Below are 13,416 nucleotides of genomic sequence, written 5' to 3' on the forward strand. Positions count from 1 at the left end.
GCTTTTCCACACAGTTGCTGCGTGGTTAAGGCCCAGCTCGGGTGCTATGATCCCCGGCTCGCGGCGCAAAGAGGACAAACTCTCCGCCGCCAGTCCGGCCGCCCGTGAACGGCCCCTGTGCGCACCGCGCGCCCCCGACCTGAGTAGGAGATAGACCATGGCTTTCGAATTGCCGCCGCTGCCGTACGAGAAAAACGCCCTCGAGCCGCACCTGTCCGCCGAGACCCTGGAATTCCACCATGGCAAACACCACAACGCTTACGTGGTGAACCTGAACAACCTGGTGCCAGGCACCGAGTTCGAAGGCAAGAGCCTGGAAGAGATCATCAAGACTTCCTCGGGTGGCGTATTCAACAACGCCGCACAGATCTGGAACCACACCTTCTACTGGAACTGCCTGTCGCCGAACGGCGGTGGTCAGCCGACTGGCGCCCTGGCCGACGCGATCAACGCGGCTTTCGGTTCCTTCGACAAGTTCAAGGAAGAGTTCAGCAAGACCTCCATCGGCACCTTCGGCTCCGGCTGGGGCTGGCTGGTGAAGAAGGCTGACGGCTCCCTGGCCCTGGCCAGCACCATCGGCGCCGGCTGCCCGCTGACCAGCGGCGACACCCCGCTGCTGACCTGCGACGTATGGGAACACGCCTACTACATCGACTACCGCAACCTGCGTCCGAAGTACGTCGAGGCGTTCTGGAACCTGGTCAACTGGGACTTCGTGGCGAAGAACTTCGCTGCCTGAGTCACACCCAGCGTCCACAAAAAACCCGGCTAAGGCCGGGTTTTTTGCTTTCTGCAGGGTGGTTCAGAACCTGTCTACGATCTCGGAAACTCCCCTCTCCCACTTGTGGGAGAGGGGGCAAAACACTCCGCATCAGTCTCTACACGCCGCTAAAGCGATGCAGAAAAGATCGCAAAGGGGTTTTTACAGCAGCTTCTGCGGTGGCAACTGCAGATTCATACGCTCGGTCTTCTGCACGGCACGGGTCAGTACCTGATCGGCAGTAACCGGGCCGAGGTACTCGCACAGGCCTATATAAAGCAGATTGAGCAGCACCCGCAGGTGCTCCAGCGTGAGTGCCGTCAGCCCCAGTGACCCGCCCTGCTCCAGCCAGCCGCGCAGGCGCAGACGCAGCTCGGTTTCCACCTGCATGCCATTCAGATTACCGGCAGCAAAGCGGCGTAGGCGCGGTACCATCTCCGGGTCGAGCAGGCCGAACAGGGCCTGGCTCAGCGCATCGAAGGTCTGCCGGGCGAGCGCATCCGGCCCGGAAACTTCTTCTGCTTCCAGGCCTTCACCCTGGCGCCAGGCATGTACCCGCGGCGCCGGATCGGGCAGCAGATTGCTGGTCGGGCCGGTCAGTGCGCCGACCAGCTCACGGTACAGACGCGCGCGCTCCAGCTTGCGACCGCTGCGCTGCGCCACTTCGGCGAGAAATTCGTTGAGGGCGAAAGGCGGCTTGTCTGCGTACTTGGCCTCCCACAGTGATAACAGCGGCAGCAGCTCATCTTCGCCAAAGTGCCCGGCCAACCCGGTATAGATGGCGCGACGACGGGTAGTCAGACTCATCTCACGCCCTCCGCGTCAATTCGGTGCCATCGAAGGTCAGCGACTGGTTGAACTCCGGGTAACCGATCTCGGCATGCTCGGCATAGTCCAGGCCACGCTGTTCATCCTGAGTGCTGATGCGCAGACCGATGGTCTTGGCCAGGATGAAATACAGGGCCAGGGCCAGCGGAAAAGCCCAGACGAAGGCCATGCCGGCACCGATCAGTTGCACGCTGACACGCGCCCAGCTGAACAGGTCGCCGGTAAAGAACAGACCAGCGGCGACAGTCCCCCAGACACCGGCCAAACCATGCACCGGGATGGCCCCCACCACATCGTCGAGGCGCAGCCGATCGAGCAGACGCATGCCGAAAACCACGACAAACCCCGCCACCAGCCCGGTAAGCATGGCGAAGCCCGGCAGCATGGTGGCGCAACCGGCGGTTATGCCGACCAGCCCGCCCAGCGAGCCATTCACCGTGGTGCTCAGCAACACCGGGCTGGATGTGGTGCGCAGCGCCAGCATCGCCCCCACCGCACCGCAAGCTGCAGCCAGATGGGTGTTGAGGGCGATCAGGCCGATGCTTGCATTGATCGCCAGGGTGCTGCCTGCGTTGAAGCCGAACCAGCCGAGCCAGAGGATGAAACCACCCAGGGTGACCAGCGCCAGGTTGTGTCCGGGGATCACCCGCGGCGTGCCGTCACTGGCAAAGCGCCCCAGCCGCGGGCCGAGCACCATGATCCCGGCCAGCGCGCACCAGGCACCGACGCTATGAACCACGGTGGAGCCGGCAAAGTCGATGAAGCCCATCTTCGCCAGCCAACCCTGGCCGCCATAGATACCGCTCCACACCCAGCTACCGAAGATCGGATAGATAAAGCCGCTGATCACCACCGCGCCGATCAGGTAGGCGCTGTAGCGGGTACGTTCGGCCATGGCGCCGCTAGCAATGGTCGCCGCCGTGGCGGCGAACATCATCTGGAACAGCAGGAAGGTGAAATCCCAGGGTTCGCCCTGGTGTGGCGCGAAGTGGCTCATGCCATACCAGCCGGTGGCATTGGCACCGAACATCAGGCCGAAGCCGACCAGCCAGAAGACGATGCCGCCGGCGCAGCCATCCATGAAATTCTTCATCATCACATTGACGGCATTCTTCGCTCGCGACATGCCGCTTTCCAGCAGGGCAAAACCCGCCTGCATGAAAAACACCAGGGCACTGGCTAGCACCACCCAGGCACTATTCAGCTCAACATCCGTGGCGGCATGGGCCAGCGACGGAAAGAACAAGGCACACAGCGACAGCAGGTAGATCTTCATGGCAAGCCCCCCGACACAGTGACGGATAAGCCTTAGCAACTCTTGCGCCAGCCCTGAGAGCCTCAGGCGAGAGGCTCCTGCCATGCGCTCGCACCAAGGCAGAGCGCATCACCAATTTCATACCCCGCTCATGCGCCAGCGCAGAACAATGCTAAAAAAACCGCTCGATGACGTAATGGCCCTTTGACGGCTCCCACGCATTTGCCAATACTCACAACGGTCAGTAGGCTCCGGCAGATAACAAGGAATACGCATTTGAAGCTGGAATTGAAAAACAGCCTGTCGCTCAAACTGCTCCGAGTGGTTCTGCTTTCGGCGCTGATCGTTGGCGTGGTGCTCAGCTGTGCACAGATCGTCTTCGACATCTACAAGACTCGTCAGGCCGTGGCCAGCGATGCCCAGCGCATCCTCGGCATGTTCCGCGACCCCTCGACCCAGGCCGTCTACAGCCTGGACCGGGAGATGGGCATGCAGGTCATCGAAGGCCTGTTCCAGCACGAAGCAGTGCGCTACGCCGCCATCGGCCACCCCAACGAACCGATGCTGGCCGAACGCTCGCGTGAACTGATCGAGTCGACCAGCCGCTGGATGACCGATCCGATTCTCGGCAAGGAGCAGGTCTTTAGCACCCAACTGGTAGGCAAAGGTCCCTACAGCGAGTACTACGGTGATCTCAATATCACCCTCGACACCGCCAGCTACGGCGAGAACTTCCTCACCACCTCGGTGATCATCTTCATCTCCGGCGTGTTGCGAGCCCTCGCCATGGGCCTGGTGCTGTACCTGGTCTACCACTTGCTGCTGACCAAGCCTCTGTCGAAGATCATCGAGCACCTGACCAACATCAACCCGGACCGCCCCAGCGAGCACAAGCTGCCCATGCTGCGCGGCAACGAGAAGAACGAGCTGGGGTTGTGGATCAACACCGCCAACCAGCTGCTGGAATCTATCGAGCGCAACACCCACCTGCGCCGCGAAGCGGAGACCAGCCTTCTGCGCATGTCGCAGTACGACTTCCTCACCGGCCTGCCCAATCGCCAGCAACTGCAGCAGCAGCTCGACCAGATCCTCGAAGACGCCGGTCGCCTGCAACGCCGCGTAGCCGTGCTGTGTGTCGGCCTGGACGATTTCAAAGGCATCAACGAACAGTTCAGTTACCAGACCGGCGACCAGTTGCTGCTGGCCCTCTCCGATCGCCTGCGCAGCCACAGCGGCAAACTGGGCGCCCTGGCCCGTCTCGGCGGCGACCAGTTCGCCCTGGTCCAGGCCGACATCGAACAGCCCTATGAAGCCGCCGAACTGGCGCAGAGCATCCTCGACAGCCTGGACACGCCCTTCTCCCTGGAGCAGCAGGAAGTCCGCCTGCGCGCCACCATAGGCATCACCCTGTTCCCGGAAGACGGCGACAGCACCGAGAAGCTGCTGCAGAAAGCCGAACAGACCATGACCCTGGCCAAGAGTCGTTCGCGCAACCGCTACCAGTTCTACATCGCCAGCGTCGACAGCGAGATGCGTCGCCGTCGCGAGCTGGAGAAGGACCTGCGCGAGGCCCTCGGCCGCAACGAGCTGCATGTGGTGTACCAGCCGCAGGTCGACTACCGCGACCACCAGGTGGTCGGCGTCGAGGCCCTGCTGCGTTGGCAGCACCCGCAACATGGCTTCGTCCCGCCAGACCTGTTTATCCCGCTGGCCGAGCAGAACGGCACCATCATCGCCATCGGCGAATGGGTGCTGGATCAGTCCTGCCGCCAGCTGCGCGAATGGCACGACCAGGGCTTCACCAACCTGCGCATGGCGGTCAACCTGTCCACCGTGCAGCTGCACCACGCCGAGCTGCCGCGCATGGTCAACAACCTGCTGCAGGTCTACCGCCTGCCGGCACGCAGCCTGGAGCTGGAAGTCACCGAAACCGGCCTGATGGAAGACATCACCACCGCTGCCCAGCACCTGCTCAGCCTGCGCCGCGCCGGCGCGTTGATCGCCATCGACGACTTCGGTACCGGCTACTCCTCGCTGAGCTACCTGAAGAGCCTGCCACTGGACAAGATCAAGATCGACCGCAGCTTCGTCCAGGATGTGCTGGAAGACGAAGACGACGCCACCATCGTGCGTGCCATCATCCAGCTCGGTAAGAGCCTGGGCATGCAGGTCATCGCCGAAGGCGTGGAGACCATCGAGCAAGAGGCCTACATCATCGCCAACGGCTGCAACGAGGGCCAGGGCTACCTGTACAGCAAACCGCTGCCGGCCCGCGAAGTCACCCTGTACCTGAAGCAGGCCCGGCGCCTGAACACCGTCAGCAACCCCGCCACGCTGTAACCACTCGATAATGCCGAAAGGCCGTCCTTAGCCCTGGCACTGCCCCTTAAGAAAAACGCCGCGATCTCCCAAGGAGTCGCGGCGTTTTTTCTGCGGCAAGTGCAGCGGCCATGCAACGGGATAATGACTTTCTGGCAATACGGACAGTCCCCTCTCCCACTTGTGGGAGAGGGTTAGGGAGAGGGGAGCACTTAAGTGAACAGCCTTACAGACTCAACCCCTCTTAGCCCATCGCGGCTGCAATCAGGCCGGTCGCGGCAAGCAGCATCGCAGCCATCCGCTCACCAGCGATCCCCACCAACAAAAAGGCCGGGCTAAGCCCGGCCTTTGCACATCCCGCCTGGGATCAGGCCGCGCGGCGCAACAGCACGAAGCCCGCACCGGCACAGATCAGGGCCGGCACCAGCACCGCCAGCAGCGGCGAGAAGCCGAACACCAGGCTCGATGGGCCGAGCAGGTCCTGGGCGATGCGGAACACGAAGCCCACCAGCACACCGGTAAACACGCGCTGGCCGAGGGTCACCGAGCGCAGCGGACCGAAGATGAAGGAAATCGCCATCAACACCAGCGCTGCCGTCACCAGCGGTTGCAGCACCTTGGTCCAGAACGCCAGCCAATAACTGCCATTGTTCAGGCCCTGCTCGCCGAGGTAACGGATATAGCGCCACAGGCCGCTGATCGACAGGGAATCCGGCTCCATGACCACGGTGCCGAGCAGTTGCGGGTTGAGTTCGACATCCCAGCGCTCGATCGGGGCGTCGATCACCTCGGTACTGCGCTCGCGGAAATGCGTGGTTTTGACGTCTTCCAGCTGCCAGTGATCGCCCTGGTACAAGGCACGCCGGGCAAAGCTTGAGGAAAGCAGGTGACGCTGCTCATCGAACTGATAGCGGGTCACGCCATACAGCCGGCCATTCGGTTGCACCGCGTTGATGTGCACATATTCCTGCCCCTGACGATGCCACAGGCCGCGCTTTGAGCTTTGCGCCTCACCGCCGCCCTGGGCCATGGAGCGATGGGCCTGAGCCAGGTTCTCGCTCCAGGGCGCCAGGTATTCGCCGATCAGCACGCCGACCAGCATCAGCACAAGCATGGGCTTCATCACCGCCCAGACGATACGGCTGACCGATACGCCAGCCGCACGCATGATGGTCAGCTCGCTATTGCTGGCCAGGCTGCCCAGACCGATCAGGCAACCGATCAGCGCGGCCATCGGCAGCATCTCATAGATACGCCGTGGCAAGGTCAACAGGACATAGACCAGCGCCTCAAAGGTGCCATAGGCCTCGCCTACGTCACCCAGCTCGTCGATAAAGGCGAACAACAGCGCCAGGCCGACGATGATCCCCAGCACTGCCAGGATGGCGTAGAACACGCTGGTTCCGATGTAACGATCAAGCCTGACCATGGGCCATCTCCTTCACTGCGCGGCGGCTGGCCAGCTTGAGTTGCAGGGGCGTCCAGCAGAACAGCCCCAGACCGATCAACAGGAACAGGCCGTGCACCCACCACAGCCCCAGGTCCTGGGGAATCTTGCCCTTGTCCAACTGACCCCGGGCGCCGATCAGCAGCGCCAGGTAGGCCATGTACAGAAGAATCGCCGGTAGCAGCTTGAGGAAGCGGCCCTGGCGCGGGTTGACCCGCGACAATGGCACTGCCAGCAACGCGACGACGAATACCAGCAGTGGAATCGACAGGCGCCACTGCAGCTCGGCCTGATAACGCGGGTTGTCGCTACCCAGCAGTTCGCGGGTAGGAATGGCCTCACGCTCGCTGATCTCGTTGCTCACCGACGGTTTGGGCAACAGCACGCCATAGGTCTCGTACTGGATCGCCCGGTAATCGGCCTGGCCAGGGTTGCCATCGTAGCGGTAACCGTTTTCCAGGATCAGGTAACGGCTACCATCGGCCTGGATCACCTGGCGACCTTTCTCGGCGACCAGTACGGTGATGCCACGCTCCTTATTCTTCTCCGCCTGGTCGCGGCTGAAGCGTTTCTCGGAAATGAACACGCCGGACAGCTGCGCCCGATCCGCCGAGAGGCTTTCCGTGTAGGTGACCCGCGAGCCATCCTTCATCGCCTGAAAGCGGCCAGGCACCAGGGTATCGAACTCGGTCAGAGCATCCTGCTGATTGAGGATCCGCGTAACCTCGGTCACCCCCTGCGGCGCCAGACCCAGGCTCAGCCAGCCCGTCAGCAGGGCCACCAGCGCTGCCGGGGCCATGGTATAGGTGAGAAGACGCTTGTTGCTCATGCCGGTGGCAGAGAGCACGGTCATCTCGCTGTCCAGGTACAGACGTCCGTAGGCCAGCAGGATGCCGAGAAACAGTCCCAGCGGCAGGATCAGCTGGAGGAATCCGGGCAGACGGAAGCCCATGATCATGAACAGCACGCTGGGATCGAGCAGGCCCTGCGCCGCCTGGGCCAGGTACTTGATGAAACGCCCGCTCATGATGATCACCAGCAGTACGGCACTGACCGCACTGAGGGTGAGCAAGACTTCGCGAGACAGATAGCGGAAGACGATCAAACCGGACACTCCAGGGTTGTCAGGCTCCGGTGGCTACGCTCAAACTAGCCGCACCTTTGCCGGCCTGCAGCACATGCAGGCCCTCGAAAAAATAGCGGGCATTATCCGCCAAACCCGACTCTTTGTCTTGGGGACAGCTCACCATGGAATTCCTCGTCAAAAGCACCCGTCCGGAAACCCTGAAGACCGCCACCCTGGTGGTCACCCTCGGCGAAGGGCGCAAGCTCGGCGCGGCAGCCAAGGCCGTCGACGAGGCCAGCGGTGGCGCTATCAGCACCCTGCTCAAGCGCGGCGACATCGCCGGCAAACCCGGGCAGACCCTGCTGCTGCACAGCCTGCCGGGCCTCAAGGCCGAACGCGTACTGCTGCTGGGCAGTGGCAAGGGCGAGCTATCCGACCGCCAGTACCGCAAATTGGTTGCAGCCGCTCAGGGCGCACTGAAAGGTCTGGGCGGTACTGATGCCGTGCTGGCCCTCGGCGAACTCAAGGTCAAGGGTCGCGATGCCTACGGCAAGGCGCGCCTGCTGGTGGAAACCCTGGCCGACGGCGAGTACCTGTACGACCAGTTCAAGAGTAAGAAGGCCGAACCCAAGGCGCTGAAGAAGATCACCCTGATCGCCGACAAGGCCGAATTGGCCGACGTCGAGCGCGGCAGTCTGCATGCCCAGGCCATCGCCAGCGGCATGGCCTTCACCAAGGACCTCGGCAACCTGCCGCCGAACCTCTGCCACCCCAGCTACCTGGCTGAAGAAGCCAAGGCCCTGGGCAAGGCGCACAAGAACCTCAAGGTTGAGATCCTCGACGAGAAGAAGCTCAAGGAACTCGGCGCAGGTGCCTTCCTTGCCGTCGGTCAGGGCAGCGCCCAACCGCCGCGGATGATCGTCATGCACTACCAGGGCGGGCATAAGGATGAGCAACCCTACGCCCTGGTCGGCAAGGGCGTGACCTTCGACACCGGCGGCATCAGCATCAAGCCGGCCGCCGGCATGGACGAGATGAAGTACGACATGTGCGGCGCTGCCAGCGTATTCGGCACCCTCAAGACCGTGCTCGAACTGCAATTGCCGATCAACCTGGTGTGCCTGCTGGCCTGCGCCGAGAACATGCCTAGCGGCAGCGCCACCCGCCCCGGCGACATCGTCACCACCATGAGCGGGCAGACCGTGGAAATCCTCAATACCGACGCCGAAGGCCGCCTGGTGCTGTGCGATACCCTGACCTACGCCCAGCGCTTCAAGCCGCAGGCAGTGATCGACATCGCCACCCTCACCGGCGCCTGCGTAGTTGCCCTCGGCGCGCACACTTCCGGCCTGCTCGGCAACAACGACACGCTGATCAAGCAACTGCTCAAGGCGGGCGAGCACGCCGACGACCGCGCCTGGCAGCTGCCGCTGTTCGACGAATACCAGGAACAGCTGGACAGCCCGTTTGCCGACATCGCCAACATCGGCGGGCCCAAGGCCGGCACCATCACCGCCGCCTGCTTCCTCTCGCGCTTCACCAAGGACGTGCACTGGGCCCACCTGGACATCGCCGGCACCGCATGGATCAGTGGTGGTAAGGACAAGGGCGCCACCGGCCGCCCAGTACCGCTGCTGACCCAATACCTGCTGGATAGGGTCAAGTGAGAGTCGAGTTCTACGTTCTCTCCACCGCCAGCCCGGCCGACCGCCAGCGCGCGGCCTGCCAGCTGGCCCTGAAAGCCTGGCGCGCCGGCATGCCGGTGTTTGTGCGCGGCGCCGACCAGGCCCAGTGCGAAGAGCTGGACGAGCTGTTGTGGCACTTCAAGAACGACAGCTTCGTGCCCCACGACCTGCACCAGCACAATCCACAAGCACCGGTGGTACTCGGCCTGGACGAACCTCCGGCGACCAGCCAGGGCCTGCTGATCAACCTCAATCCGGCGCTTTCGCCGCACCTGGAGCAGTTCAGCCGGGTCATCGAGATCGTCAACCAGGAGCCGCAATTGCTGGCCCTGTGCCGCGAGAATTTCCGCCTGTACCGGCAGAAAGGCTATGATCCGCAGCGTGTAGAGCTCTGATTCAAGTCATGGACACCCCGAAACCGCCCAAGCCCGACCACCTGCTGGATGACCTTGAGTCCATCCGCAAGCTGCTGGAAGAGCAACAGCTCGAGCCGCCACTGCTGACTGACAGCCTCGACGACGACCTGCAGATTCCCCTGCTGTCCGACATCATCGAGCCCGGCCCGACCGTAAGCCTGCCCACCCCGCTGCCAAGTGCCGGCACCGCGCAGCCGGCCAGCGTCCCTGCGACAAGCCCTACTCCACCCATGCGCTCGGCTGTGCCGGTTAGCCCGAAGCCCGCAGCGCCCCCCGTAGCGCCGGCCAAACCCGCCGTCGCGACAACCGCACCTGCCAGTTCGAGCATAAGCAGCGCCATCCAGCGCAGTGTCAGCGCTCAGGGGCTCGGCGAACTGAACCGTCTCGACGGCGAACTGCGTGCCGCCGCTCAGCTGCTGCTGCAGGACGTGATCGACGATTTCGTCCCGCAGATCGAGGCCGAACTCAAGCGCCGCCTCGACGCCCGCCTCGACCGTCTGCTGGCCCAACGCAAGCCCTGATCCGCAGGGTGCGCCGTACCGACGCAGCGGTCTGCGCTGCGCACGGCACAATCTGCGCGAGCCCCGTACAGAATCTAAGCTGGCAAATGCCCGGTTTTTACCCAGATCAAGCAGCCTGACTCGCTGAACGGCGTGTGTTCGGACAGGTGTGGGCTGCGCAGCCAGCTGCCGGCCGGATAGTCACCGAATTCGTCCTGGAAGGTGCCTTCGAGTACCAGGATTTCCTCGCCACCCCAGTGGCGATGACGGTTGAAGCGCGTGCCCGGCGCCCAGCGCACCAGCGCCACATGCTCGGTGCCATGCTGATGCAGCGGCAGTACCTGCAGGCCCGGCACCAGCCCCGGGTGCCAGGCGGCCGAGTGACTGTCGATCACCACTGGCTGCTGATCATCGGCGGCGAACTGCATGAGTTTGACGAAGATGATGCAGCCTTCCCGGCTGAACGGCGCGTGTTGGCTGCCGATCGGGTTGCGCACATAGGTCCCGGCCGGGTAGTCGCCACGCTCGTCGGAGAACACCCCGTCCAGCACCAGGAACTCCTCACCACCCGGATGCTGGTGCTCACTGAAATGCGAAGCGGCGGCATAGCGCACGATGGACGTGGCCCGCGCCAGCTCCTCACCGATGCGGTCGAGCATGCGCCGCTCCACTCCAGGCATCGGCGAGGGCACCCAGGGGCTGTCGCCGGGGCGGATAACGGCGCGTTGGCTGAAGTCGGCGTTGAGCTGCATGGGCGTTGGAAACCTAAAGTTGATGGATCACGCAGGTGCATTTTGCCGGCACGGATCAATACGCCCCGCTCAAAGCATCCTGCCTCATGTTAACGCCAGACCGCTAAACGCAAAGGGTCCGGCATGCCGGACCCTGTGGATGTTACTGGGCGACCTGGTAGCGCTCCAGCCAGTGCGCATAAGGCGCCGGCAGAACCCAGGTGGGCCGTTCGACCCCGAGTTGCTGCGCTGCCTGCAACGGCCAGTGCGGGTTGGCCAGGTGGGCGCGGCCGACCATCACCAGATCCATCTGCCCCTCGGCCACCACGCGTTCGGCATTGGCCGGCGCATCGATGCCCCAGGACGACGCCACCGGCAGTTCCGCCTCGCGGCGTACGCGCTCGGCGATCGGCGCCAGGAAGGCCGGCCCCCATGGAATGTTGGTTTCGGCGATGGTGAAGCCGACGCTGACACTGAGCAAATCCAGACCACCACGGCGCATGGCCTTGGCCAGCTCGATGGACTCGGCCAGGGTTTCCTCGTCACGGCCGTCATACTCGATCACGCCGAAACGCGCCGTCAGCGGCAGGTTGGCCGGCCACACCTCGCGCACCGCCGCCAGGGTTTCCAGGAGGAAACGGCTGCGGCCGGCGAAATCGCCACCGTAGGCATCGTCACGCTGGTTGGAGTGCGCGCTGAAAAAGCTCTGCGCCAGGTAGCCGTGGGCGAAGTGCAGCTCCAGCCACTCGAAACCGGCATCGCGAGCACGGCGGGCAGCGGCGACGAAGTCGGCCTTGACCCGGGCGATGTCGTCCAGGGTCATGGCCTGGGGCACCTTGGGCAGGTGCGCGCCGAAGGCCACGGCGGACGGGGCGATGGTCTGCCAGCCGCGCGCATCGCCTTCGGCGATATGGTCGTCGCCCTCCCAGGGACGGTTGGCGCTGGCCTTGCGCCCGGCGTGGGCGATCTGGATACCCGGCACCGCGCCACCGGCCTTGATCGCCTGGGCGATACGGGCCATGCCCTCGGCCTGCTGATCATTCCACAAGCCGGTGCAACCGGGGCTGATGCGCCCTTCCGGGGATACTGCCGTGGCCTCGACGATCACCAGGCCGGCGCCGCCACGGGCCAGGCCGGCGTAATGATGCAGGTGCCAGTCCGTGGTGACGCCGTCGATGGCGCTGTACTGGCACATCGGCGGCACCGCGATGCGATTGCGCAGGGTGACATCCTTGAGCTGGAACGGGGAAAACAGAGCAGACATCGTCAATCCTCACAGCAATGGATCAGTGGGCGCAAAGCGCCTCAGGAATTTAAAGGAGCCAGGTCGAGGACATGGCTGCTACGCACATCCACCGGCGCGGCCAGCCAGCCGCCGATCTGTTCGCGAAAGGCCTGGTAGTGGGTGCTGGCACGGTGGGCGGCCACCGCCGCTGCGTCGGCATACAGCTCGAAGAGGTCAAAGGTCGCCGCGTCATCGCCCCGCACGAACAGGTCGTAGCGCAGGTTGCCGGGCTCGCGGCGGCTGGCCTCGACCATATGGCGCAGCGCCTGTTCGAGGGCGGTGCGGTGCGCGGGGTGGGCGGTCAGGCTGGCAAACAGGGCAATCGGCATACAGGTTCCCGTGCGGGGCTGGCAGCCCCGCCGTCATCATGGATATTGGGTTAGATCAGCTTGAGCAGGGCTTCGGCGCTGGCATCCGAGGAGGCCGGGTTCTGCCCGGTCACCAGCAGGCCGTCGACCACCACATGGCTGTACCAGTCCTCGCCACGCGAGTAGCTGGCGCCATTGCCGACCAGCATGTCCTCGACCAGAAATGGCACCACCTGAGTCAGCTGCACCGCCTCTTCCTCGCTGTTGCTGAAACCGGTGACGCGCTTGCCCTTGACCAACGGCTGGCCATCCGCCGCCTTACTGTGGCGCAGCACCGCCGGTGCATGGCACACGGCCCCCAGCGGTTTGCCGAGGGCATGAAAGCGTTCGATCAAGGCGATCGAGCGGGCATCCTCGGCCAGGTCCCAGAGCGGGCCGTGGCCACCGGGGTAGAACAGTGCATCGAAGTCTTCGGCGCGTACCTGATCGAGGGTCAGGGTGTTGGCCAGTGCCTGTTTGGCCGCGCTGTCAGCGAGGAAGCGCCGGGTGGCATCGGTCTGCGCACCCTCGTCATCGCTCTTCGGATCGATCGGCGGCTGGCCGCCCTTGGGCGAGGCCAGGGTGATGGTCGCACCGGCATCCTTGAACACGTAGTAAGGCGCGGCGAACTCCTCCAGCCAGAAACCAGTCTTGAGCCCGGTATCGCCGAGCTGGTCGTGGGACGTGAGCACCATCAGAATCTTCATCGTCGTTCTCCTGTCGGGCATAAAGCCCTCGGCAAAATCTGTGGGGGCATCTTAGAGACCGGGCAGTGCT

Annotated in this window: 13 protein-coding genes; 5 read left to right on the top strand and 8 right to left on the bottom strand. The window is 63.8% G+C overall.

Features of this window, described 5'->3' with window-relative positions; all coding sequences use genetic code 11:
* The first annotated feature begins 157 nt into the window (after positions 1–157).
* Positions 158–739: a superoxide dismutase [Fe] gene (gene sodB, locus H3H45_RS12595; protein WP_173204005.1), complete on the top strand. Its 582-nt coding sequence runs from the start codon at positions 158–160 to the stop codon at positions 737–739.
* A 183-nt stretch (positions 740–922) separates the two neighbouring features.
* Here sodB and H3H45_RS12600 read toward each other — a convergent pair whose 3' ends face one another.
* Positions 923–1,567, bottom strand: coding sequence for a hypothetical protein (locus H3H45_RS12600; protein WP_182834093.1), 645 nt, complete (start codon positions 1,565–1,567; stop codon positions 923–925).
* 1 nt (position 1,568) lies between these two features.
* Positions 1,569–2,864, bottom strand: a complete 1,296-nt coding sequence (locus H3H45_RS12605; protein ID WP_182834094.1) for an ammonium transporter — start codon at positions 2,862–2,864, stop codon at positions 1,569–1,571.
* A gap of 255 nt (positions 2,865–3,119) precedes the next feature.
* Here H3H45_RS12605 and H3H45_RS12610 point away from each other — a divergent pair, with 255 nt between their 5' ends.
* Positions 3,120–5,183 carry a putative bifunctional diguanylate cyclase/phosphodiesterase gene (locus H3H45_RS12610; RefSeq protein WP_182834095.1) on the top strand — a complete coding sequence of 688 codons (2,064 nt, stop codon included), beginning with the start codon at positions 3,120–3,122 and terminating at the stop codon, positions 5,181–5,183.
* A gap of 346 nt (positions 5,184–5,529) precedes the next feature.
* Here the strand turns inward: H3H45_RS12610 and lptG are convergent, their stop codons facing one another.
* Positions 5,530–6,591, bottom strand: a complete 1,062-nt coding sequence (gene lptG / locus H3H45_RS12615; protein ID WP_182834096.1) for an LPS export ABC transporter permease LptG — start codon at positions 6,589–6,591, stop codon at positions 5,530–5,532.
* Positions 6,578–7,714: an LPS export ABC transporter permease LptF gene (gene lptF, locus H3H45_RS12620; RefSeq protein WP_182834097.1), complete on the bottom strand. Its 1,137-nt coding sequence runs from the start codon at positions 7,712–7,714 to the stop codon at positions 6,578–6,580. The genes lptG and lptF overlap by 14 nt, the downstream gene beginning before the upstream one ends.
* Before the next feature lie 143 nt (positions 7,715–7,857).
* Here lptF and H3H45_RS12625 point away from each other — a divergent pair, with 143 nt between their 5' ends.
* From H3H45_RS12625 to H3H45_RS12635, 3 genes are read left to right on the top strand one after another with little or no spacing between them, the layout of a single operon-like run.
* Positions 7,858–9,342: a leucyl aminopeptidase gene (locus tag H3H45_RS12625; RefSeq protein ID WP_182834098.1), complete on the top strand. Its 1,485-nt coding sequence runs from the start codon at positions 7,858–7,860 to the stop codon at positions 9,340–9,342.
* Positions 9,339–9,755, top strand: coding sequence for a DNA polymerase III subunit chi (locus H3H45_RS12630; protein WP_182834099.1), 417 nt, complete (start codon positions 9,339–9,341; stop codon positions 9,753–9,755). Before H3H45_RS12625 ends, H3H45_RS12630 begins: the two co-directional genes overlap by 4 nt.
* 8 nt (positions 9,756–9,763) lie before the next feature.
* Positions 9,764–10,297 (top strand): DNA polymerase III subunit chi, encoded by a 534-nt coding sequence (locus tag H3H45_RS12635; protein ID WP_182834100.1) that lies wholly within the window; start codon positions 9,764–9,766, stop codon positions 10,295–10,297.
* A gap of 74 nt (positions 10,298–10,371) precedes the next feature.
* Here the strand turns inward: H3H45_RS12635 and H3H45_RS12640 are convergent, their stop codons facing one another.
* The 4 genes from H3H45_RS12640 to H3H45_RS12655 form a co-directional block, all read right to left on the bottom strand.
* A complete protein-coding gene (locus H3H45_RS12640) occupies positions 10,372–11,028 on the bottom strand; it encodes a cupin domain-containing protein (RefSeq protein WP_182834101.1) in 657 nt (218 codons plus the stop codon).
* Between the two features lie 142 nt (positions 11,029–11,170).
* Entirely contained in the window at positions 11,171–12,271 is a 1,101-nt protein-coding gene (locus tag H3H45_RS12645) for an NADH:flavin oxidoreductase/NADH oxidase (RefSeq protein WP_182834102.1), read from the bottom strand.
* 41 nt (positions 12,272–12,312) lie between these two features.
* Entirely contained in the window at positions 12,313–12,621 is a 309-nt protein-coding gene (locus H3H45_RS12650; RefSeq protein WP_182834103.1) for a putative quinol monooxygenase, read from the bottom strand.
* A 50-nt stretch (positions 12,622–12,671) separates the two neighbouring features.
* Complete coding sequence (locus H3H45_RS12655; RefSeq protein ID WP_182834104.1) at positions 12,672–13,346, bottom strand: type 1 glutamine amidotransferase domain-containing protein; 675 nt, start codon at positions 13,344–13,346, stop codon at positions 12,672–12,674.
* Positions 13,347–13,416 lie beyond the last annotated feature (70 nt).

It is taken from the genome of Aquipseudomonas guryensis (assembly GCF_014164785.1).
In the GTDB taxonomy this organism is placed as follows: domain Bacteria; phylum Pseudomonadota; class Gammaproteobacteria; order Pseudomonadales; family Pseudomonadaceae; genus Aquipseudomonas; species Aquipseudomonas guryensis.

Coding starts and splice junctions, on each gene's coding strand:
- sodB (WP_173204005.1), top strand. CDS start 158: ATGGCTTTCGAATTGCCGCCGCTGCCGTACGAGAAAAACGCCCTCGAG.
- H3H45_RS12600 (WP_182834093.1), bottom strand. CDS start 1,567: ATGAGTCTGACTACCCGTCGTCGCGCCATCTATACCGGGTTGGCCGGG.
- H3H45_RS12605 (WP_182834094.1), bottom strand. CDS start 2,864: ATGAAGATCTACCTGCTGTCGCTGTGTGCCTTGTTCTTTCCGTCGCTG.
- lptG (WP_182834096.1), bottom strand. CDS start 6,591: ATGGTCAGGCTTGATCGTTACATCGGAACCAGCGTGTTCTACGCCATC.
- H3H45_RS12625 (WP_182834098.1), top strand. CDS start 7,858: ATGGAATTCCTCGTCAAAAGCACCCGTCCGGAAACCCTGAAGACCGCC.
- H3H45_RS12635 (WP_182834100.1), top strand. CDS start 9,764: ATGGACACCCCGAAACCGCCCAAGCCCGACCACCTGCTGGATGACCTT.
- H3H45_RS12640 (WP_182834101.1), bottom strand. CDS start 11,028: ATGCAGCTCAACGCCGACTTCAGCCAACGCGCCGTTATCCGCCCCGGC.
- H3H45_RS12645 (WP_182834102.1), bottom strand. CDS start 12,271: ATGTCTGCTCTGTTTTCCCCGTTCCAGCTCAAGGATGTCACCCTGCGC.
- H3H45_RS12650 (WP_182834103.1), bottom strand. CDS start 12,621: ATGCCGATTGCCCTGTTTGCCAGCCTGACCGCCCACCCCGCGCACCGC.
- H3H45_RS12655 (WP_182834104.1), bottom strand. CDS start 13,346: ATGAAGATTCTGATGGTGCTCACGTCCCACGACCAGCTCGGCGATACC.